Here is a 21,294-nt window from a genome sequence, read left to right as displayed (position 1 = left end):
GCGCGGCCGCTGCCGCGTCGCTCGATCAGCCGGCCTTGCCCGGCTTCGTGATCCAGATCAGCGGAATGATGACGATTCGTCCGGCTCGACAGCCGTTCTTCCATGCGCTCACCGTCGCGTTTCGTCACACCAATCAGGCCTGGCCGGGGAAAAGTCTGCGTGCCGCCGCCCTTCTTCATCCCGGCACTGCCGACGATTAATGATCTTTCGCTGGACCTTGAGGCGCTTTTGCCTATGCTGTCTTTCACAGGCTCCCGAGATTCAAGGTCTGCCGTGAGCAGCGTCCTCGTCCCTGCGCCGTACACGAACAATCAGAAGCGAGAGACCCAGATGACTGCCCATGCCGACCGGAACCTCCGGGTGCTGCACGTTGGGCCGGGAAACGCACGCGACGTCGGTGTCGCGGCGATCCTGTCCAATCTTCAGGCGAAAGCCGAGCAGTTGCGCGCGCATCGTATCGAGGCCGCGTTCTTCGGCACGCGCGATTGCGCGTCGCCCGCGAGCGTCGTGCTGTTCCCGACCATCGATTTCCCGCGTTTCGCGCTGCGTGCGCTGCAGGCGGATCTCGTCCTGTTCCACGTGACGTCGCCCGGTTCGCTGATGCGCAAGGCCGCGCTCTTTGCGATTGCCAGGCTCCTGCGGCGCCGCTGCATTCTGCATGTCCACTCGGGCGAATGTTTCGCCCGCTATCGGACGGCCGGCCGGCTTTACCGCGCGGCAGTCGATTTCCTGGTGTCGCACGCGGACGCGCGTGTCGTCGCATCCGATGCCGTTCGTCATGACATGATCGCGTGCGTCGGCGCCGGCGCCCAATCGACGGTGATCGGCAACCATGCGGGCGCATTCGAACGGAACCTGCTGCCGGATGCCGATCGCGCCGCCGACGGCCGCTACGTGCTGTTTTCCGCCAGCCTCGTCGAGCACCAGGGCCTGACCGAGTTGCTGCATGCGATCTGCATGCTCCGCCAGCGCGGGCTGGCCATCCCGCTCAAGGTTGCGGGCGGCGGCAACGCCGCGCCGTGGCGCAGCCTCGCCGAATCGCTCGGGATCGGGCGGCAGGTCGAGTTCGTCGGCTCGCTGCAAGGTGACGCGAAGTACGATGCATACCGCAACGCGACCATCCTTTGCATGCCGAACTACTTCGAGACCTGCGGCCTGTCCGCGCTCGAAGCGATGTGGGCCGGGCGCCCGGTGATCGGCACCTCGGCCGGCCGGCCGCCGGACCTCGTCGACGACGGGGCAACCGGCTATCTGATTCCGCCGCGCAACATCCCGCTGCTCGCGCAACGCATCGACGCGCTGTGGTCCGATACGTCGCACGCCGACGCGCCGGGCGACGCCGGCTTCGAGACGGCCCGGCGCAGGTTCGACTCCGCGGCCGCCGTCAGCCGCTACACCGAGGTCTATGCGTGCATCTGCAATTCGCCCGCACTGACCTGCTGACGCGCGACGCGCCGCCCCGCGTCAATGCACCTTCGGAAAACCGTGACGCTGCGCGAGCAGCTCGACGATGCGCTTCGGGTCGGTCACGTAACGAACCTCGCCGAGCACCAGCGCATCCGGCGGCGCCGGCTGGCCCGCGCCGAGCACGAGCGCCGGCAGGCCCTGGTGCGCGTCGTCCAGCGCCGCGATCACGTCGTGGCGCGGCCGCGCGAAGCCGATGCGTTTCACGTCGAGCGATGCCGCCCGCGACGGATCGCTCGCCAGCAGCCCCTCGATCGACAGCCCGTGCGGGCAGACGAAGCGTTCGCCCGGATGCTTCGGATCGGTGAAGCCCGGTTCCAGCAGAAACAGCACGTCCCGACTCATGTCGCGTTCTCCAGTGTTCAGATCGTTCGCGCGCCGCATGGGCAGCGGCCCGCGATAACCGTGAACGATACGGCCGCCCGCGCACAAGCCGAACCAAGCAATTCGCATAAGGTTATGCCGCGCGCCATGAGGTCGGCGCCGCATCGCCTGCTGCGATAATGTCCGGCACGGCGCATCCATCCAGGAGACGGATATCTTGCTGCCTCGCACACTTCGCCGGGCCGGGCTGGCCTTCAGCCTGCTCGTCCTCCTGCTGATCGCGCTCGCGGGCGGCGGCGTCGCGCTGTACGGCCGCGCGTCGCTGCCGGTGCTCGAAGGCGCCGTCACCCTGCCGCGCGCGGCCACGCCCGCCGCGCGCGTGGTCGTCGCCCGCGACGCGCACGGCATTCCGCACATCGTCGCCGGGACCGACGGCGATGCGTATTTCGCGCTGGGCTTCGTCCATGCGCAGGACCGGCTGTGGCAGCTCGACATGAATCGCCGCATCGCGTCAGGCACGCTGTCCGAAGTGCTCGGCGCGCGCACGCTGCCGCTCGACCAGTTCATGCGCACGCTCGGCGTGAAGCGCAATGCCGAGCGCATCTATCGCCACCTGTCGCCGGACACCCGCTTCGCGCTCGAACGCTATGCGGCCGGCATCAACGCGTATCTGGCCACGCGCGGGCCGGCCCTGCCGATCGAATACCTGCTGACGGGCGCGCCCGCGCCCGTGCCGTGGGCCCCCGAGGATTCGGTGGCGTGGCTGTCGGTCCTCGCGTGGGATCTCGGCGGCAACATGGCGCTGGCGATCGAACGGATGCGGCTCGCGCAGCGGCTGCCGCTCGCGCAGATCCGCCAGCTCGTGACGACCGCGCCGGAAGACGCGACGCCGATGGCGACGATCGACTACGTGCCGATGCTGCGCGGCCTGTCGGCGCTGGCCGTGACGGCCGCCGCCGCGCTCGACGCGCAGCCGTCGCAGCACGTCGAGGGGCTCGGCTCGAACAACTGGGTGGTGGCCGGCAGCCGCTCGGAAAGCGGCCTGCCGATGCTCGCGAACGACCCGCATCTGGGCCTGTCGACCCCGCCGCTGTTCTATCTCGCGCATCTGCGCTCGGACCGGCTGAACGTCGCGGGCGGCACCGTGCCCGGCCTGCCGGTCGTGCTGATCGGCCACAACGAGCAGATCGCGTGGGGCATGACCAACACCGGCACGAGCGTCGAGGATCTATTCATCGAGCAGGTCGACCTCACGCGGCCCGACTACTACCGCACGCCGGGCGGCTGGGCCCGGTTCGCGACGCGCACGGAAACGATCGGCGTGAAAGGCCAGCCGGCCGTGCGCTGGACCGTGCGCGAAACGCGGCACGGGCCCGTGATCAGCGACGTGTCCGCGAACGCCCGCGACGCGCTGCGCCGCTCGAGCCGCTACGTGCTCGCGCTGCAATGGACGGCGCTGATGCCCGACGACACGACGATGGAGGCCGGGCTCGGCTTCGACCATGCGCGCGACTGGCCGGAATTCCTGCGCGCCGCCGCGAAGTTCGACGCGCCGCAGCAGAACATCGTGTATGCGGATCGCCACGGCAACATCGGCTTCGTCGCGCCCGGGCGCGTGCCGATCCGCCGCCCCGGCAACGACCTGATGACGGAAGTGCCCGCGCCCGGCTGGGATGCGCGCTACGACTGGAGCGGCTTCGTGCCGTTCGACGCGTTGCCGCAGGCGCTCAATCCGCCGGCCGCCCGCATCGTGACCGCGAACAACCGGATCGTGCCGCGCGGCTATCCGTATTTCCTCAGCGGCGAATGGGTGCTGCCGTACCGCTACAAGCGGATCACGGCGCTGCTCGACGCGCGGGCCACGCACTCGCTCGACAGCTTCGCGGCGATCCAGGCGGATATTCAGTCGCCGTCGCAGGCCGACCTGCTGCCGCTGCTGATCGCCCGCGCCGGCCTGCCGGCCGATCGCGACGAAGCGGACGCGCTCGCGCGGCTGCGGCGCTGGGATCGCGTCGCGCGCGCGGACGAAGCCGAACCGCTGATCGCCAGTGCGTGGGAACGCGCGGCCGCGCAGGCCGTCTTCGAGCCGCGCGCCGGGCGCGAACTGTTCGCCGAATACTGGCGCCAGCGCAACCTGCACCAGGCATTGCTGAACGCGTTGCGCGACCCGGCGATCGGCGCCGCGTGGTGCGGCAAAGCGGCCGGCGCGGCGGCGCCTGCGCCGTGTTCCGCCCAAGTCGGCGCGGCGCTGCGGGCCGCGTTGCGCGACCTGAAACAGCGCTACGGGGACGACATGCGCGCGTGGCGCTGGGGCGACGCGCACGCCGCGCTCGCGCGTCACCGGCCGTTTCACCAGGTGCCGTGGCTCGCGCGCTGGTTCGACGTACGCGTGCCGTTCGGCGGCGACATGACGACGGTCGACGTCGGCGGCAACGACTTCAGCGACGCCGCCGCGCCCTACGAGACCAAGATGGCGGCCGCGATGCGGATGGTGATCGACATGGCCGCGCCGGATGCGGCCCGCTTCGCGATGCCGGTCGGCCAGTCCGGCAACCGGTTTTCGGGGTGGTATTCGGACCGGATGGACGAGTGGGCGAACGGCCGCTACGTGACGATTCCGACCGATGCGGCGAGTGTCGAGCGGTGCGCGTGCAAGCGGCTGGCGCTGGTGCCGGCGGGCGGGTGACGCGGCCTGACGGCGGGACGCACCGCCGCCCGCCGACGCGGCGCTTGCCTCGATGGCGACGACAGTCAACACCTTCAGGCCACTTCCCGATTACCACGCGACCCGATAACATCGGTCGCTGTCTGTCGCTCGAGCGGCACGACGCCTTCGGCCGCCCGGTCGCGCCTCAACCGATTTCGCCATGCCCCGTATCACGTCACACACCGCGCTGCTCTGGATCGTCGCCTCCGCGTTCTTCATGCAGACGCTCGACACGACGATCGTCAATACCGCGTTGCCGTCCATCGCCCGCAGCCTTCACGCGTCGCCGCTCGCGATGCAGCCCGTGGTGGTGGTCTATACGCTGACGATGGCGATGCTCACGCCCGCGTCCGGCTGGCTCGCCGACCGCTTCGGCACGCGGCGCGTGTTCTCGATCGCGATCCTGGCCTTCGTGCTCGGCTCGGTGTGCTGTGCCGCGGCCCGGTCGCTCGACCAGCTCGTCGTCGCGCGCGCCTTGCAAGGCGTCGGCGGCTCGATGCTGATGCCGATCGGCCGGCTCGCGGTGCTGCGCAGCGTGCCCGGCGAGCAATACGTGTCGGCGCTCGCGTTCGTGTCGATCGCGGGGCAGCTCGGCCCGATCTTCGGCCCAACGCTCGGCGGCTGGTTCGCGGAAGCGGTGTCGTGGCACTGGATCTTTCTCGTCAACGTGCCGGTCGGCGCGCTCGGCTTCGTCGCGGTGCGGCGCTACCTGCGGCACGACGACGCGACGCAGCCGCCACCGTTCGACTTCGTCGGCTGCGCGCTGCTGTCGGCCGCGATGATCCTGCTGTCGCTCGCGGTCGATCCGCCGGTGGGCGCGCATCACACCGCGTGGTCGGCCGCTTTCGCCGCGCTCGGCGCCGCCGCCGCGCTGGCATACGTACCGTACGCGCGCGTGCGGGCGCGCCCGCTGTTCCGGCTCGGCCTGTTCCGCGAGCCGAACTTCGGTGCGGGGCTGCTCGGCAACCTGCTGTGCCGGATCGGCTCGAGCGCCGTCCCGTTCATGCTGCCGCTGCTGATGCAGGTGCAGCTCGGCTACACGCCGCTGCATTCGGGCCTGATGATGCTGTCGGCCGCGATCGCGGGCGTGCTGTCGAAACGCCAGATCGCGCCGCTCGTGCAGCGCTACGGCTATCCGGCGTTCCTCGTCGTCAACACGCTGATCATCGGCGTGACCATCGCCGCATTCGCGCTCGTGTCCCGGCAGCCGTCGCCGTGGCTCGAAGGCGCGCTGCTCGTCGTGTTCGGCGCGGCCAATTCGATGCAGTTCGCGGCGATGAACAGCGTGACGCTGAAGGACCTGTCGCATGCCGACGCCGCGAGCGGCAACAGCCTGTTCACGATGATGCAGATGCTCGCGATGGCGCTCGGCGTGTCGATCGGCGGCGGGCTCGTGAACGTGTTCTCCGCGCGCTTCGGGTCCGCGTCGGGCGGCTTCATGCTCGCGTTCGTGTGCATCGGCGCAATCACGCTGCTGTCGGCGCTCGTGTTCCGGCGCATCGGCGCGCCGGTGCCGCGGCAAACGCTCGCGTCGCAGCCTGCGCCGACGCAAGCGCCGCGCTGACGCGCGAGCGGTTCGGCGCGCGGCTCGCGCAAGTCTGCGGATCACCGAGGTCGCGCAGAACACGATGGGCCAGTTCTTCTGCCGACGGGATGCGCACGGGCGCGACCGGTGGTGGCTCGACGTCACCGGCAAGGGCGGCCGCCAACGGCTCGTGCCCGCCACCGACGAGATGATGGCCGAGCTGTCGCGCTACCGGCGCGCGCATCGGCTGCCCGCGCTGCCCGTCGACGGCGAGGCCACGCCGCTCGTGCTGCCGGTCGGGCATGCGCAGCGGCCGCTCACGCGCGCGGCGCTGGACCTGATCGTCAAGACCATGTTCCGGCAGGCGGCCGACCGGCTGCGCGCGCAAGGCGACGCGGGCGCGGAACAGGCGCGCGTGCTCGAACAGGCGTCCGCGCACTGGCTGCGCCACAGCGCGGGCTCGCACATGGCCGACGGCCGGCTCGACCTGCGCCTCGTGCGCGACAACCTCGGCCATGTGTCGCTGACCACGACGAGCCAGTATCTGCACGCGGACGACGACCTGCGGCACCGCGAGACCGAGGAGAAGCACCGGATCGACGGGTGACGCGCCGCCAGGCTAATCGCGCCCTTTTCAAGGAAACGGCCTGCTTGCCGGCGCGCGGGCTGCGCCGGCCGGCTACGCCCGTTCACATCGTTGAAGGCCAGGCGCCACGACGCAGGTCAACGCTGCCACCCCAAGCGACATCGGAAGCGTTCTTCCAAAGGCAGCCACCGAGTTCGCAAACCCTCCTTCACCGTATTCCTTGCTGAAACGCACGGGGTAAATGCCGTGCATCCAGAACTTCACAATCGGTCTTCGCGAATCACGAAAGCGCGTGAAAATGCTCGGCACTTCAATACATTGCGACGTACCAGCGAAGCAAAATTGCCGATCAATCTTCGGAAGCGCACGCCATCCGCAGGAAAACTAATAGTAAATACGGAATTTCTTTCACGGTCACATACGCTTTTGAGAAAATCCGTGGCGACTCTACAGTGCAAGTCACGCCAACACGATGAATACTCAAACGGCTATCCCCGACCAGGAAGCGTGGAATGCATGGCAACCGGCCGAACTCGCTCGACGGCTGAGCGATATACGGTTGCCGTGGTGTGTCGTCGGTGGATGGGCCCTCGATCTTTGGCACGGCACCCAGACGCGCGAACACGGCGATCTGGAGTTCACGATCCTAAGAGAAGACTTCGGCATATTCCGTCAGGCGTTCGGTGATTTGGCGTTCTACACCGCCCATGCGGGCGTCGTCGAAAAACTGCCGGCAACTCGGGATGCGCCGTCCGAGATCATGCAATTCCGGGGATTCGACCGCGCGGCGGAAAGCTGGCGGATCGACATGATGATCGAGCCTGGAACGCACGCGTTGTGGGCCTACAAGAGAGATCCATCGTTCAAGCGCCCTCGCACCGACATGGTGATGAGAACGGCTGACGGCATCCCGTATCTGAATCCGTCCGCCGTGCTTCTGTTCAAGGCCAGGGATCGGCGCCCCAAAGACCAGCAGGATTTCGAGCGCGCGTTACCGAACCTGCCGGCTATCGAACGCGCGTGGCTGAAAGACTGCCTCGACGCGCTCCACCCCGGCAACGAATGGGCGCGAGCGTTGTAACGGCCACTCGTCGTCGTTGCGCGTGGAGGGGCGACGAGACGGACAAGAACCTCAAGGGCGGCCACTGGAAAATGGCCGGCGTTTTCACGCCATTTCCATCACCAACGTTCCAATTGAATTGAAAAAGGGCGCGCCGAATATAAATCGGCCGCGCCTGTTTCCAAACGAGATTAATTCTTAACATTCGCCAGCGCGTGTCCTATGCTGACTGAGGGCGAATGGGACACGTGGTTTGATCGCGCCTTCGCGAGAAATCATTCAATCGATCATTTTCATTCCTCGACCGATATCGCACCCGTGCCGACACGCGCGGTCCGCCGTCAATGCGATTCGCAAGCCAATCAGGAGCCGAATATGAACCGAACAACCCGGGCCGTGCTGTGGTGGCTGTGCCTTTTCGTCGCGCCGATCGTGCTGGCGACGATCGAGCTGTTTCATCCTGCCGGGTTCACGCACAACCCCGACATGTTCGACTACCTGTCGAAGCCCGAATACGATCACGGCCATCACGCGCTTGCGTATTTCGGCCCGGCCTGGTGGTTTGCGCTGCACATGATCCAGACGCCGTGCGTCGTGCTCGTCTGCATCGGCCTCTGGCTGCTCGTCGGCGACGATCCGGGCCCGGTCGCCTGGCTCGCGCGCCTGTCGACCTTCGTTTTCCTGGTGGCCTACACGGTGCTCGACGCGGTCGGCGGGATCGGGCTCGGCCGCTTGCTGCAGATCGCCGCGCAGATGGCACCGGACCAGCAGACGGCCATCGCGACGCTGCTGAACAAGTCCTGGGTCGACCCGTGGACGGGCGGGGTCGGGTCGGTCATCAGCGAGAGCGGGTCGTGGGCGGCATTTTTCGCGATGGCGTTCGTCGGGCTCGAACGCTGGCTGCGCCGGCGCACGCGGGCCAACGTGGTGCTCGGCATCCTGCTTGCCGCGGCGGGATATCTGCTGCAGGTCAGCCATGCGGCGATGACGGGCCCCGCCGCTTTCACGTTGCTCACGATCGCCGCGCTGGCGATGTACTTCCTCGAAAAGCGCGAAGTCGCGAACCCGCCACGAGCCGCCAGCGACACCCGCGTCGCGCCGCCGGACACGCGCCGACCCGAGTTGGAAACGTGAGCGCGGCGGCGTGCGCCGTGCCCGACGCACCGCACGCCGCCCTGTCGCCGATGCCCGACCCTGCGTTTCCTGACGGGTCGCCGCAGCGCAAGACGCGTTAGACTGTCCGGCATGGACACATGCCGTTACTGCCTGAAAATCCGCGATGAGTGGGAATGCCACGGCGACGAATGCCGCCGGGCGATCGCGAAGGCGCTGCGCCGCCAGCGCGCGGGCCTGCCGATGGTGGCCGACCGCATCCGCAACGAACTCCCGTCCGGCGCCCCCACGCAGCAGGTGATCGCCGTGCTGTCGCGCCAGCGCCTGCGGGCGCGCCGCGGCAACGAGGAGCGCCGCGAACGCAAGGAAATCGACGACGCCGACAGCGTCTGACGCGCCGCGCGCCCCATCCCTCCCGCCGCCGCAGCCCGCGCCGGCACCCGCCCGCCACACCGACGATTGCAATATGCGAGATGGTCTTTAGGGCCAGACGGTGTTTATCTTGGAATTGTTGCCCCTGAGGCAACGATCTTTCACCGAAATCCACGTTTACCCTAAGTCCTCCGGGGCCTACGATGTATTCAACCGCTTACGACATGGTGTCGAACGCGGAAGAGCCAAACAAACACCGGAGGTCATCATGAAATCGATCGTCTACGCAGTCGTCGCCGCCAGCGCCCTGTCCGCTTCGTTCGGCGCATTCGCGCAAGGCAGCGTGACCCGCGAGCAAGTGCGCAACGAACTCGTCCAGCTGGAAAAGGCCGGCTACAAGCCGGGCCTGTCCAGCCCGTACTACCCGGCCGACATCCAGGCCGCCCAGGCCCGCGTGCAAGCCGCCGACAACAGCGGCTACGGTGCGCAACCGGCGCCGGCCGTGCAAGGCGGCGCCCCGGCCGTCAAGGCGCAAAGCCCGCGCGACTCGGTCTACTTCGGCCACTAAGCCAGCCGCTGCGCGCTTGCCGCGCAGCCTGCTCGCCTCGCCACGAGCCCGTCCAGCGACGGGCTCGCTGCATTGATGGCGGCCGCCGCCCGTCACCCGCCGTTGCCGGCGCCCCCTACGATTCACGCTCCGCGCCATCCGCGCACGCACCCGCGCCGAGCAGTTCCTGGTAGCGCACATACGCCCGCTGCGCCGACGCCTTCGCCGCATACATCGCGGCATCCGCCTTGACCAGCAGTTCCTCCGCCGAGGCGCCGTCGACCGGATACTCGCTGACGCCGATGCTCGCCCCCACCGCCATGCGCCGCTCGCCGAATTCCAGCTCCTCGGCCATCACGATCTGGATGCGCGACGCGATGTCGCCGATCAGTTCGGGCGTGCGCACCCCCGCGATCAGCACGATGAATTCGTCGCCGCCGAGCCGCGCGGCCATGTCGCCGCTGCGCAGCACGAGGTTCAGCCGCTTCGCGACCGCGACGAGCGTGCGGTCGCCGGCCGAATGCCCGAGCTGGTCGTTGATCTGCTTGAAGCGGTCGAGATCGACGAACATCACCGCGAGCCCTTCGTTGGTCACCGACGCGTGACGGATCGCGCCGTCGAGCCGCTCCATGAACAGCAGACGGTTCGGCAGCCCGGTGAGCATGTCGTGCCCGGCGAGATGCGTGAGCTCCTGCTGCTTCGCGCGCAGCATCGTCACCTGCGTGCGGATCTCGACGCGCATGCAGTCGAAACAGCGCGCGAGAATGCCGATCTCGTCCGAGCGACCGACCGGCAGCCGTTCGGCGGCCGGATCGTCGAACACGTGCATCGCCGCGCGCGCGAGCACCTGCAGCGGCCGCGTGATCGCGCGCGCGAACAGGATCGCCAGGATCACCGCGAGCAGGCTCGAGATCAGCACCATCCGCACGATCCGCTCGCCGAGCATGGCGGCCGGCGCGAGCACGTCCGACAGCGGGCGCGACAGCCCGAGCACCACGAAGCGGTTGCCTTCGCCGCGGCTGAACGGCGTGCGCGCGAACGCGAGCATTTGCGCGAGCGCCTGGGCGGGGTTCGCCAGGCCGTTGAGCGTCACGCTCGTGCGCACGTCGTCGAACAGCGGCTGCGTGACCGGGAAGCTGTCCTGCATCAGCACGCGCCGCCCGCGATCGAAGCCGAACGCCTGCGCCGGATCGGGGTGCACCAGGAAATCGCCCCACTCGTTGGCGAGATACACGACGTAGTTTTCCGGGAGGTCGCGCTCCAGCCGCGTGAAGACGCGCGTCAGGTCGACGTCGATCACGAGCGCGCCGACCGTCTCGCCGCGCGTGTCGACGACCGGCGTGCCGACCCGCAGGATCGGCTGCCCTTCGGCCGCATGCGAGCCGGTTTCATGGTTGATCGCGATCGGCGACAGGTAAATGTGCCCCGGCGGCGTCGCCAGCGTGTCGAACACATAGGAGAACTGGCCTTTCTCCTGGAATTCGCTGTCCGGCATCACGACGACGCCGCGCGCATCGCGGTCGACGCGAATCCGTTCGAGCCCGTACTGGCCGCGCGCGATCAGGCGCACCTGCATGTATTCGGGGTGATGCGTCATGAAGCTGTAATACACCTGCTCGAGCCGCCGGCGGCGCACCGCATCGGCGGTCGCGTCCTCGCCGAGCGCCACGGCCGACGACGACGGCATCGTCGCGAGCACCAGCGCATCGTCCGCGACGTCGCCGAGCGCGGCGGTGAAACGCTGCCCGAGGAGCTGCGTCGACATCAGCAGGCTGTGCTGCGCCTCCTGCACGAGCATCGCGCGATTCGCGCGGTACGTGTAATAGCCGGTCGCGCCGGATGCGATCACACCGATGCAGGCGAGCAGCACCGACAGTTTCGAGGTCAACCCGAGCTTGATCATTTGCCGAAACGCTCCGGGCGATCCCCTGACACGATGCGGCTCCACAACGCCTCGCGGCGCGCGATGTCCTCGACCGGCTGCAGCCACACCAGGTGCTGGCGGCCCGCATCGAGGCCGGACGGCGGCGCAAGCGTGTTCGCGAGCCCCTGCCGTTGCGTGAGCAGCGCGCCGACCGACGGTTCGAGCATGTAGTTGATCCACGCGAGCGCCAGCTCGGGGTGTTCCGCGCCGCGCGTCATCGCCCAGCAGTCGAGCCACGCGAGCGCGCCCTCGTCCGGAATCACGTAGCCGACATCCGCGCCCGCGCGGCGCAGCAGCTCGACCTGCTGCGTGCCATAGTTGCCGAACATCAGCGCCGCGCGATGCCGGACGAACAGCGCGGTCGCCTCCTCGGGCAGCGTGTAGTACGTCAGCAGGTTGCGCCGCAGCTCGATCAGCTTGAGCGTAACCGCGCGCGACTGCACCGGCGACAGCTTGAACGGGTCGCCATAGCCGAGCGCGAGCGCGGTGAACGAGAAGTTGTGCTGCGCGCTGTTGAAGTCGAGCACCTTGCCCCGGTAGCGCGGGTTCCACAGCTCGCGCATCGAGCGCGGCGCGACCGGCACCTGCTTGCGGTCGTAGATCAGCCCCATCGACGAATACGTGAACGGGATCCCGTACGTCGCGTTGTCGCGCACGAGCCCGCCGATGTTCGCCACCTGCTGGAAGTTCGGCAACTGCCGCTGCCGGTTCGGAATGCGCGACAGGTCCAGCGGCGCGAGCAGGTTGTCGCGCGCATAGCGCTCGATCTCGGCCGTGTTCGCCGCCAGCACGTCGTACGGCGGCGGCGAAGCGCTATGCATGCGCGACCACAGCGCTTCGTCGGAATCGACGAGCGTCACTTCGACGCGCGCATGGAATTGCATTTCGAAAGCGCTGACGACATCGCTGTCCGCATAGCCGGGCCATGCAAGCACGCGCAAAACGTTTTCGTTGGCGGATTCGGGTGCAGCAAAGCCCGGCGAGCACGACAGGCTCAGCGCGAAGAGAATGAGAATCCGGCGCAATGCAACGTTGACCCCGCGCCAACCTGCGCCGATTCCCCTGATCAATCGGAGTATCTCCGAATCGCCCGGCTGCATTCGACTGTCCTTTTTCGAGTCGATGCGATAGCTTGCAACGACACCATAAAAAATATCGCCACGCAATACGAACTAGCCGCATGCAATGTCGCTTCACTTGTGTGCCGCGCCGACGAAATCAGAATGATTCGCGCTACGGATCGAATGCGCTCGCGCATCATCGTATCGATGCGGTCATTCGCAATCCGTTGCGTCCGCAAACGAATGTCGATCGATGCCCTGTCGTGTTATCGGCAACCCGAGGTTGAAATTGAGCAGCGGCGACGGGCTTTCGCGCGTCGCTTGCTGTCGGCGCGCCAATCGGCCGCTTACGGTCGCATTACCGCCTTCTCGTTGGCAATCAATCGTCTGTTGTCTGTTTAATGCGCGCGTGAACGAGGCCTAACGCCACGCCTGCGTAAACTCCGCGATCACGCGCGCCAGGTGCGCACGCATCGCGTCGCGCGCGCCGTCGGCGTCGCGCGCCATGATCGCCGCGAAGATCCGTTGATGATCTTCCTGCGAGGCCGCGCGCAATGCAGGCGAATGAAAATGCTCCTCGATCTTGTCCCACAGCGGATCGCTGCGCGCGCAGTCCCACATCGCCGTGGCCATGTGCAGCAGCACCGTGTTGCCGGTGGATTCCGCGATGCGCATGTGGAACTGGCGATCGGCCGCGTCGTACGCGGCCTTGTCGTCCATCTGCTCGCGCATCGTCGTCAGCGCGACGAACATCCGGTCGAGATCGGCGTCCTTGCGCTCGAGCGCCGCCAGCGCCGCGATCTCCGCCTCGATCAGCCCGCGCGCGCGCAGCGTCTCGATCGGGCCCGGCCCGCGCGGCACCTCGAACGTCACCGGCTTCGCGGCATCGGCGGCCGACACGTAGATGCCCGACCCCACCCGCACCTCGACGATCCCCTGCACCTCGAGCGCGATGATCGCCTCGCGCACCTGCGTGCGGCTCACGCCGAACTGGTCGGCCAGGCTGCGCTCCGACGGCAGCCGCGCGCCCGCCTCGAACGCGCCGGCCGCGACCATCGCATGGATCTGCCGCGCGAGGCCAATGTAGGAGCGATCCGCGGCATCCGCGTCGCGGTGGCCGGGCAGGTTGGATAAATCGGTCATCGAACTCTCGCAGCAGGCTTGCCGCCGCCACCCACGGCGCCGGATCGCGAAAATGGTACACCAATTTTCAGCCATCCGGCGGCGCGCTGGCGCCCTTCCTTTCAATGCATCACTGATGAGCCCGCTTCGCCGGCCATCGACCGGACAACTGGTAAACCACTATCCCGCACAATTGGCATACCACCCATAATGCACAGACACCGCCGCCGGGCGCGCTCGCTGCCGCCCGGCCATCCGACGCATGAACCGCCAGCAAGGAGCCGATCCAGTGAAGATGTCTTTCCGTTGGTATGGCGAGTCCGATCCGGTCTCGCTGCAGTACATCCGGCAGATTCCGGGCGTGACGCACATCGTGTCCGCGATCTACGACGAACCGGTGGGCGAGGCCTGGCCCGCGCACAAGATCGACGCGCTGAAGGCGACGATCGAGCAGGCCGGCCTGCACTTCGAGGTCGTCGAATCGGTGCCCGTGCACGAGGACATCAAGCTCGGCAAGCCGAGCCGCGACCGCCTGATCGCGAACTACCAGCAGACGATCCGCCATCTCGGCGCGGCCGGCATCCGGGTCATCTGCTACAACTTCATGCCCGTGTTCGACTGGACCCGTACCGAGCTGTCGAAGACGCTCGACGACGGCTCGACCTGCCTCGCGTTCAGCACGGACGCGGTCGACCGGATCGACCCGAGCCAGGGCATCGCGCTGCCGGGCTGGGATTCGAGCTACCGCGCGGACGAACTGCAGGCGCTGCTCACCGACTATCGCGAGGTGGACGAAGCGCGGCTGTGGGCCAACCTCGAATACTTCCTGAAGGCGATCATCCCGGTCGCACAGGAAGCCGGCGTGAAGATGGCGATCCACCCGGACGATCCGCCGCGCCCGATCTTCGGGCTGCCGCGCATCGTGAAGAACCGCGACGATCTCGCGCGCATCGTGCGCATCGTCGACACGCCCGCGAACGGGCTCACGCTGTGCTCGGGCTCGCTCGGCGCGGGGCCGCGGAACGACGTCGAGGCGCTGGTGCGCGAGTTCGGCGCGATGGGCCGCATCCACTTCGCGCACATCCGCAACGTGAAGGTCGACGCGAACGGCGACTTCGAGGAAACCGCGCACCTGTCGCGCTGCGGCTCGCTCGACATCGCGGCGATCGTGAAGGCGTATCACGACACCGGCTTCACGGGCTACGTGCGCCCGGACCACGGCCGCATGATCTGGGGCGAGACCGGCAAGCCCGGCTACGGGCTCTACGACCGTGCGCTCGGCGCCGTGTACCTGAACGGCCTGTGGGAAGCGATGGACACGCTCGCGCGCGAGCCGCGCTGACCCGCTCATCGAGGCCGCCGGCGCAGCGGATCGCCGGCGGCCCGCCAATCCATTCCGCGCGGAGACTTCACATGCCACGCATCCGATGGGCCATGATCTTCATGTGCTTCCTCGCCAACGTCATCAACTTCATCGACCGCGCGAACCTCGCGATCGCCGCGCCGAGCATTCGCGCGGAGCTCGGCCTCGACGCGGTCGGCATGGGGCTCGTGCTGAGCGCGTTCTTCTGGACCTACGCGTTCCTGCAGCTGCCGGCCGGCTGGTTCATCGACAAGGTCGGCGTGCGCGTGAGCCTCGCGCTCGCGGTGGGCTGGTGGTCCGCGTTCACGGTCGCGACCGGCGCCGCGCGCGGCCTCGCGCAACTGGTGGGCGTGCGGCTGATGCTCGGCGTGGGCGAGGCGGCCGCGATCCCGTCGTTCGCGAAGGTCGCGTTCAACTGGTTTCCGCGCAGCGAGCGCGGGCTCGCGAGCAGCATCTTCGACAGCGGCTCGCGGGTCGGCTCCGCGCTGTCGCTGCCGCTCGTCGCGTGGCTGATCTCGCTCGTCGGCTGGCGCGGCTCGTTCGTGATCACCGGCGGCATCGGCATCGTCTGGGCGCTCGCGTGGTGGTTCATCTATCGCGACCCGGAACGCTACCGCGCGATCGCGCCGGACGCCGTCGATGCGCTGCTCGCGCAGCGCGGCGCGCCCGCCGCCGCGTCCGCCGCCGACGGCGCGAAGGTGTCGTGGCTCGACCTGTTCCGCTACCGGACCATCTGGGGGATGATGATCGGCCTGTTCTGCCTGAACTTCGCGATCTACTTCTTCATCACGTGGTTCCCGAGCTACCTGCTGCAGTCGCGCGGCTTCTCGCTCGCGTCGCTCGGCACGTGGGGCATGCTGCCCGCGCTGCTCGCGATCCCGGGCGGCTGGCTCGGCGGCTACGTGTCGGACAGCCTGTTCCGGCGCGGCTGGAGCGCGACCGCCGCGCGCAAGACCTGCCTCGTGCTCGGCATGCTGATGTCGTCGTCGATCGCGCTGTCGGCGTTCGTCGAGAACGTGTGGGCCTGCCTCGCGCTGTTCGCGCTCGCCTATGCGAGCCTGTCGTTCGCCGGCGCGAACGTGTGGACGCTGGTCGGCGAAGTCGCGCCGACGCCCGCACACGTCGCGTCGATCGGCGGCATCCAGAACTTCGCGGGCAATCTCGCGGGGATCTTCATCACGACGTTCACCGGCGTGATGCTGTCGATCACGAAGGGCTCGTTCGCCGTGCCGCTCGCGGTGGCGGGCGCGCTGTGCATCGTCGGCGCGCTGTCGTACCTGTTCATCGTCGGCAAGGTCGAGCCACTGCCGGTATTGCGCGGCCCCGCCGGCCACCGCAACGCGGAGCCCAGCGCGGCCTGAGCGCGCCGCCCGCGCCCGGCGCGGCGGCGCATGCGCTTTCCTTTTGGCGACGGCCATTGGACAATGAGCCCGCCGCTCGCCGCCACGCGCGCGAGGCCCGTCCGGCCCGCGCCCGGCGAGCGGCTTCCGTCCACCTCGATGAAACGCTACGAAACCCTCGCCCATACGATCGCCGACGAGATCCGCAACGGCAACCTCGCGGTCGGCACGCGCCTGCCGTCGCTGCGCCAGCTCATCGCGCAGCACGGCGTCAGCCAGTCGACGGTGTTTCGCGCGTACTACCTGCTCGAGCAGTGGGGCCTGATTCGCGCGCGCGAACGCTCGGGCTACTACGTCGCGCCGGGCGCGCGCCCGCCCGCGAAGCGGCGCGCGAGCCGCGCCGCGCCGGCCACGCGCAAGGTCGACATCAGCGACCTCGTGTTCTCGGTGCTCGACGCCGCGACGCAGCCGGGCATCGTGCCGCTCGGCTCCGCGTTCCCGTCGCCGAAGCTGTTTCCGCTGCCGCGCCTCGCGAAATCGCTCGCGCAGGCGACGCGCCTCGTCAGCCCGTGGAGCACGGTGGTCGACCTGCCGCCCGGCAACGAGCAACTGCGCCGCCAGATCGCGCTGCGTTATCTGGCGATGGGCGTGTCGCAGCCGCTCGACGAGATCGTCGTCACGAACGGCGCGCTCGAAGCGCTGAACCTGTGCCTGATGGCCGTCACGCGGCCCGGCGACGTGGTGGCCGTCGAGGCGCCCGGCTTCTACGCGGCGCTGCAGGCGATCGAGCGGCTCGACCTGCGGGCGGTCGAGATTCCGGTCGATCCGCGCACGGGCCTCGATCTCGACGCGCTCGCGCATGCGCTCGACCGGCACGACGTGCGCGCGTGCTGGTTCATGACGAATTTCCAGAATCCGACCGGCGTCACGCTGTCGCCGGACAAGAAGCGCGCGCTCGTCGAGCTGCTGGCCGCGCGCGACGTGCCGCTGATCGAGGACGACGTGTACGGCGAGCTGCATTTCGGGCCGGACTATCCGCTGCCCGCGCGCGCGTTCGACACGCACGGGCTCGTGATGCACTGCAGTTCGTTCTCGAAGACGCTCGCGCCCGGCTACCGGATCGGCTGGGCGGCCGCGGGCCGATACGCGGAGAAGGTGCAGCGGCTCAAGCTGATGACGACGCTGTCGGCGAGCATTCCGGCGCAGGCCGGCATCGCGAACTATCTCGAGCATGGCGGCTACGATCGCCATCTGCGCAAGCTGCGCGGCGCGCTGCAGGGCCAGTTCGCGCGCATGGACGACGCGCTGCGGCGCTGGCTGCCCGCGGGCGTCGAATGGGCGCGGCCGGACGGCGGCTACTTCCTGTGGCTGGAATTCCCCGATGCGATCGACGCGATGGAACTGCACCGGCAGGCGATCGCGCGCGGCATCAGCTTCGCGCCGGGGCCGCTGTTTTCCGCGGCGCATGGCTTCGAGCGCTGCGTGCGCGTGAACTTCGGCCATCCGTGGAGCCGCGACATCGAACGCGCGATCCGCGTGCTCGGCGAACTGGTCGCGCAGCCGTCGGTCCGCAAGGGCGGTTGACCGCACACGGTGCGCACGGCACGCGCCGCCGGCGTCACGGCCATGCAGCCGATTCGCGCGCGGGTTACATTGCTGATCTCACCGCCCCTTCACGATTTCCCATGAGCCCACTGCCGTACCTCGATCACGACGCGCTGTTGAAACTGACGGCCGAAGCAGCCCACGTCACGCAGCCGTGCGCGTGCACGAAGATCTCGCTCGCCGGATGGACGAGCCTGCCGCTGTCGCTGCAGGACACGCAACTGACCGAAGTGGGCACGCTCGCGCCGCCCGGCGATGCGGAGCCGACCTATGCGGAACATCATCCGGCGGGGACGCGCTACGCGTCGGACGATGCGCCGATCGCGCTGCGCCATTTCCCGTACAACCGCTGCAACGTCAGCCGCTGCCGCGCGTGCGGCCGCCTGTTCCTGCGCTATCAGGAAGGCGGCGGCTACTTCATCGACCAGCGCATCCGCGCGCTCGATCCGGCGCTCGTCGTCGACGCCGACGCATAACACACATCAACCGGCCACGGGCATGCACGCATGCCCGGCCCGCGCCGGCGCCGCATCCGCCATCTGCTGCGCCCTTTTCCTCCGGATCTGCTGCTTGTCCCGCCGCACCGGGTTCCCTACGCTGTCTTCCGTTGCCTGACACCCGTCGCAACGTCCCTCCGAGCCGTGCGCATGCCGCGCCGCGGCATCTCTCGCGTATCACGTCATGTATCGATATACAGTTTTCGACCGCGCGCTCGTCCACAGCCGCGCGGCCCAGTTTCGCGACCAGCTCGAACGCTGGCAGCGCGGCGCATTGAGCGAAGACGCGTTCCGGCCGCTGCGGCTGCAGAACGGCTGGTACGTGCAGCGCCACGCGCCGATGCTGCGCGTGGCCGTGCCGTACGGCGAGCTGTCGAGCGCGCAGCTGCGCGTGCTCGCGCGGATCGCGCGCGACTACGACGTGCCCGACGCAGCGACCTATCGCGCCGCATGCGACGCGCAGGGGCGGCTCGGCACCACGCGCCTGCCGACCCGCAACGCGCACTTCACGACGCGCACCAACGTGCAGTTCAACTGGATTCCGCTCGCTAAGGCGGCCGACGTGATGGACCTGCTCGCGACCGTCGACATGCATGGCATCCAGACGAGCGGCAACTGCATCCGCAACATCTCGTGCGACGAGCGCGCGGGCGTCGCGCCGGACGAGATCGCCGATCCGCGTCCGTTCGCCGAGGTGATGCGGCAATGGACGACGCTGCATCCGGAGTTCGCGTTCCTGCCGCGCAAGTTCAAGATCGCGATCACCGGCGCGACCGAGGATCGCGCGGCGACCGACTGGCACGACGTCGGGCTGAAGCTCGTGCGCAACGACGCGGGCGAGCTCGGCTTTCGCGTGAGCGTCGGCGGCGGGATGGGCCGCACGCCGATGATCGCGACGCCGCTGCGCGCGTTCCTGCCGTGGCGGCACGTGATGAACTACATCGAGGCGATCGTGCGCGTGTACAACCGCTACGGCCGCCGCGACAACAAGTACAAGGCGCGCATCAAGATCCTCGTGAAGACCGAGGGGCAGCGCTACATCGACGACGTCGAAGCGGAATTCCGCCAGATCGTCGAGCACGACGGCGGCCCGCATACGATCCCGCAAGCCGAATTCGACCGCGTCGCCGCCTGCTTCGTGCCGCCGGCGCGCAAGCCGCGCAGCGTCGACGCGCAACACACGAGTGCGAGCGTCGCCGCGCAGGCCGGCCGGCATCCGGCGTTCGCGCGCTGGCTCGCGCGCAACGTCGCCGCGCACCGCGACCCGGCGCTGCGGATCGTCACGCTGTCGTTCAAGCGGCGCCTGCAAGCGCCCGGCGACGCGTCGCCGGACCAGCTCGACGCGCTCGCCGATCTCGCCGACCGCTACTCGGCCGGCGAGGCGCGCGTCACGCACACGCAGAACGCCGTGCTGCCGTGGGTGCACGTCGACGACCTGTTCCTGCTGTGGGAAGACGCGCGCGCGGCCGGGCTCGCGAGCGCGAACGTCGGCCTGCTGACCGACATGATCGCGTGCCCGGGCGGCGACTTCTGCGCGCTGGCGAACGCGCGCTCGATCCCGATCGCCGACGCGATCGCCGAGCGCTTCCAGGATCTCGACCTGCTGCACGACGTCGGCGACATCGACCTGCACATCAGCGGCTGCATCAACTCGTGCGGCCATCACCACAGCGGCCACATCGGCATCCTCGGCGTCGACAAGGACGGCGCCGAGTGGTACCAGGTGACGCTCGGCGGCTCCGACGGCTCGGCCGCGAGCGGCGCCGCGCAGCCGGGCAAGGTGATCGGCCCGTCGTTCTCGGCGGACGAGATCGTCGACGTCGTCGATGCGGTCGTCGCCGCGTATCTCGACGCGCGGCTCGACACGGGCGGCCGCGCGGAACGCTTCATCGACACGGTGCGCCGCGTCGGCCCGGAACCCTTCAAGGCCGCCGCCAACCAGGCGCGGCATCTCGCAGCGACCGCATGATGACCACACCGCAACGCATCCGGCTGCTGACGCCGGCCGAACACCACGACGACCCGCGCGACGCCGCGCTTGCCATCTCGAACGACGAGGAACTCGAGCCGCTTGCCGCGCGGATCGCGCAGGCGTCGCGCATCGACCTGCACTTCCCGGCGTTCACCGACGGCCGCGCGTACAGCCAGGCCTACCTGCTGCGCAAGCGCTTCGGGTTCGCGGGGGACCTGCGCGCAACGGGCGACGTGCTGGTCGACCAGTTGCTGCTGATGGCGCGCACGGGCTTCTCGAGCGCGGTGCTCGGCGCAGGCGCCGATCCGGACGATGCGCGGCGCCAGCTCGAACGCTTTCCGGGCTTCTACCAGCGGGACATCTGATCCGCGGGCAAGCCATTCATCCGATCATTCGACCGGCATTCCTCATGCCAGCCCTCGCATGCTCCGGGAACATCCGCACATTCCCGCATTTGATCCTGTCATTGCTTGACATTTCCAGCGCATAACCTAGCTTGACTCTACGGATCAAATGCGCGGCACATCCCGTTCGATTCGCAGCGGGATACATGAATCGCGCAAAGGTCCGATACAACAATCAAGTCATACAAAACCATTCCAACCTGGGGACTCGCCATGGACAAGTCATCGTCTCGCGGCGTAACGAACACCACCGCAATCGCTCCGTGCGCGCACGCATCGTGCGCGGCATGCGAAGCCGCGATTCCGCC

At 68.5% G+C, this 21,294-nt stretch carries 17 protein-coding genes and 1 pseudogene; 14 read left to right on the top strand and 4 right to left on the bottom strand.

Annotated elements, in window-relative coordinates; genetic code table 11:
* Window positions 1-102 precede the first annotated feature (102 nt).
* The gene (locus tag ABFO07_RS21555; protein WP_347469534.1) at window positions 103-1,443 is read left to right on the top strand and encodes a glycosyltransferase family 4 protein; all 1,341 of its coding nucleotides are present in this window, start codon (window positions 103-105) and stop codon (window positions 1,441-1,443) included.
* A 21-nt stretch (window positions 1,444-1,464) separates the two neighbouring features.
* Here the strand turns inward: ABFO07_RS21555 and ABFO07_RS21550 are convergent, their stop codons facing one another.
* Window positions 1,465-1,809, bottom strand: coding sequence for a DUF3088 domain-containing protein (locus ABFO07_RS21550; RefSeq protein ID WP_059883803.1), 345 nt, complete (start codon window positions 1,807-1,809; stop codon window positions 1,465-1,467).
* Between the two features lie 196 nt (window positions 1,810-2,005).
* Here ABFO07_RS21550 and ABFO07_RS21545 point away from each other — a divergent pair, with 196 nt between their 5' ends.
* The 7 genes and pseudogenes from ABFO07_RS21545 to ABFO07_RS21515 all read left to right on the top strand — a co-directional run bounded on the left by ABFO07_RS21545 (window position 2,006) and on the right by ABFO07_RS21515 (window position 9,719).
* On the top strand, window positions 2,006-4,474 hold the full coding sequence (locus tag ABFO07_RS21545; protein ID WP_347469533.1) for a penicillin acylase family protein: 2,469 nt from the start codon (window positions 2,006-2,008) through the stop codon (window positions 4,472-4,474).
* Window positions 4,475-4,655: 181 nt separating this feature from the next.
* The gene (mdtD, locus tag ABFO07_RS21540) at window positions 4,656-6,059 is read left to right on the top strand and encodes a multidrug transporter subunit MdtD (protein WP_347469532.1); all 1,404 of its coding nucleotides are present in this window, start codon (window positions 4,656-4,658) and stop codon (window positions 6,057-6,059) included.
* Window positions 6,052-6,627: pseudogene (locus ABFO07_RS21535) on the top strand (tyrosine-type recombinase/integrase); the annotation flags it as partial. The gene mdtD and the pseudogene ABFO07_RS21535, both read left to right, overlap by 8 nt.
* Before the next feature lie 451 nt (window positions 6,628-7,078).
* Window positions 7,079-7,687: a nucleotidyltransferase domain-containing protein gene (locus ABFO07_RS21530; RefSeq protein WP_059801098.1), complete on the top strand. Its 609-nt coding sequence runs from the start codon at window positions 7,079-7,081 to the stop codon at window positions 7,685-7,687.
* Window positions 7,688-8,041: 354 nt separating this feature from the next.
* Complete coding sequence (locus ABFO07_RS21525) at window positions 8,042-8,800, top strand: hypothetical protein (protein ID WP_059801142.1); 759 nt, start codon at window positions 8,042-8,044, stop codon at window positions 8,798-8,800.
* 111 nt (window positions 8,801-8,911) lie between these two features.
* Window positions 8,912-9,172, top strand: a complete 261-nt coding sequence (locus ABFO07_RS21520) for a hypothetical protein (RefSeq protein ID WP_059558501.1) — start codon at window positions 8,912-8,914, stop codon at window positions 9,170-9,172.
* Window positions 9,173-9,419: 247 nt separating this feature from the next.
* Entirely contained in the window at window positions 9,420-9,719 is a 300-nt protein-coding gene (locus ABFO07_RS21515; protein ID WP_059801101.1) for a DUF4148 domain-containing protein, read from the top strand.
* A 115-nt stretch (window positions 9,720-9,834) separates the two neighbouring features.
* Here the strand turns inward: ABFO07_RS21515 and ABFO07_RS21510 are convergent, their stop codons facing one another.
* The 3 genes from ABFO07_RS21510 to ABFO07_RS21495 all read right to left on the bottom strand — a co-directional run bounded on the left by ABFO07_RS21510 (window position 9,835) and on the right by ABFO07_RS21495 (window position 13,826).
* Window positions 9,835-11,601 carry a GGDEF domain-containing protein gene (locus ABFO07_RS21510; protein ID WP_059801104.1) on the bottom strand — a complete coding sequence of 589 codons (1,767 nt, stop codon included), beginning with the start codon at window positions 11,599-11,601 and terminating at the stop codon, window positions 9,835-9,837.
* Entirely contained in the window at window positions 11,598-12,722 is a 1,125-nt protein-coding gene (locus ABFO07_RS21505) for an ABC transporter substrate-binding protein (protein ID WP_430733074.1), read from the bottom strand. Before ABFO07_RS21505 ends, ABFO07_RS21510 begins: the two co-directional genes overlap by 4 nt.
* A 381-nt stretch (window positions 12,723-13,103) precedes the next feature.
* Window positions 13,104-13,826, bottom strand: coding sequence for a FadR/GntR family transcriptional regulator (locus ABFO07_RS21495; RefSeq protein ID WP_059801107.1), 723 nt, complete (start codon window positions 13,824-13,826; stop codon window positions 13,104-13,106).
* A 268-nt stretch (window positions 13,827-14,094) separates the two neighbouring features.
* Between ABFO07_RS21495 and uxuA the strand changes: the two genes are divergently transcribed.
* The 6 genes from uxuA (at window position 14,095) to ABFO07_RS21465 (ending at window position 20,947) form a co-directional block, all read left to right on the top strand.
* Window positions 14,095-15,147, top strand: a complete 1,053-nt coding sequence (gene uxuA / locus ABFO07_RS21490; protein WP_196484742.1) for a mannonate dehydratase — start codon at window positions 14,095-14,097, stop codon at window positions 15,145-15,147.
* A gap of 71 nt (window positions 15,148-15,218) precedes the next feature.
* The gene (locus tag ABFO07_RS21485; RefSeq protein WP_060018378.1) at window positions 15,219-16,529 is read left to right on the top strand and encodes an MFS transporter; all 1,311 of its coding nucleotides are present in this window, start codon (window positions 15,219-15,221) and stop codon (window positions 16,527-16,529) included.
* Window positions 16,530-16,667: 138 nt separating this feature from the next.
* Window positions 16,668-18,092 (top strand): PLP-dependent aminotransferase family protein, encoded by a 1,425-nt coding sequence (locus tag ABFO07_RS21480; protein ID WP_124596504.1) that lies wholly within the window; start codon window positions 16,668-16,670, stop codon window positions 18,090-18,092.
* A gap of 101 nt (window positions 18,093-18,193) precedes the next feature.
* Window positions 18,194-18,589 carry a hypothetical protein gene (locus ABFO07_RS21475; protein ID WP_059801113.1) on the top strand — a complete coding sequence of 132 codons (396 nt, stop codon included), beginning with the start codon at window positions 18,194-18,196 and terminating at the stop codon, window positions 18,587-18,589.
* Between the two features lie 205 nt (window positions 18,590-18,794).
* Window positions 18,795-20,579 (top strand): nitrite/sulfite reductase, encoded by a 1,785-nt coding sequence (locus ABFO07_RS21470; RefSeq protein ID WP_347469531.1) that lies wholly within the window; start codon window positions 18,795-18,797, stop codon window positions 20,577-20,579.
* Window positions 20,576-20,947, top strand: a complete 372-nt coding sequence (locus tag ABFO07_RS21465) for a DUF934 domain-containing protein (RefSeq protein ID WP_081059880.1) — start codon at window positions 20,576-20,578, stop codon at window positions 20,945-20,947. Before ABFO07_RS21470 ends, ABFO07_RS21465 begins: the two co-directional genes overlap by 4 nt.
* Window positions 20,948-21,294: the final 347 nt, after the last annotated feature.

The sequence above is a fragment of the Burkholderia stagnalis genome (assembly GCF_039848545.1).
In the GTDB taxonomy this organism is placed as follows: Bacteria; Pseudomonadota; Gammaproteobacteria; order Burkholderiales; family Burkholderiaceae; genus Burkholderia; species Burkholderia stagnalis.
The sequence above is the reverse complement of the archived record's forward strand: the minus strand, read 5'-3'. Positions and strand labels throughout refer to the sequence as shown.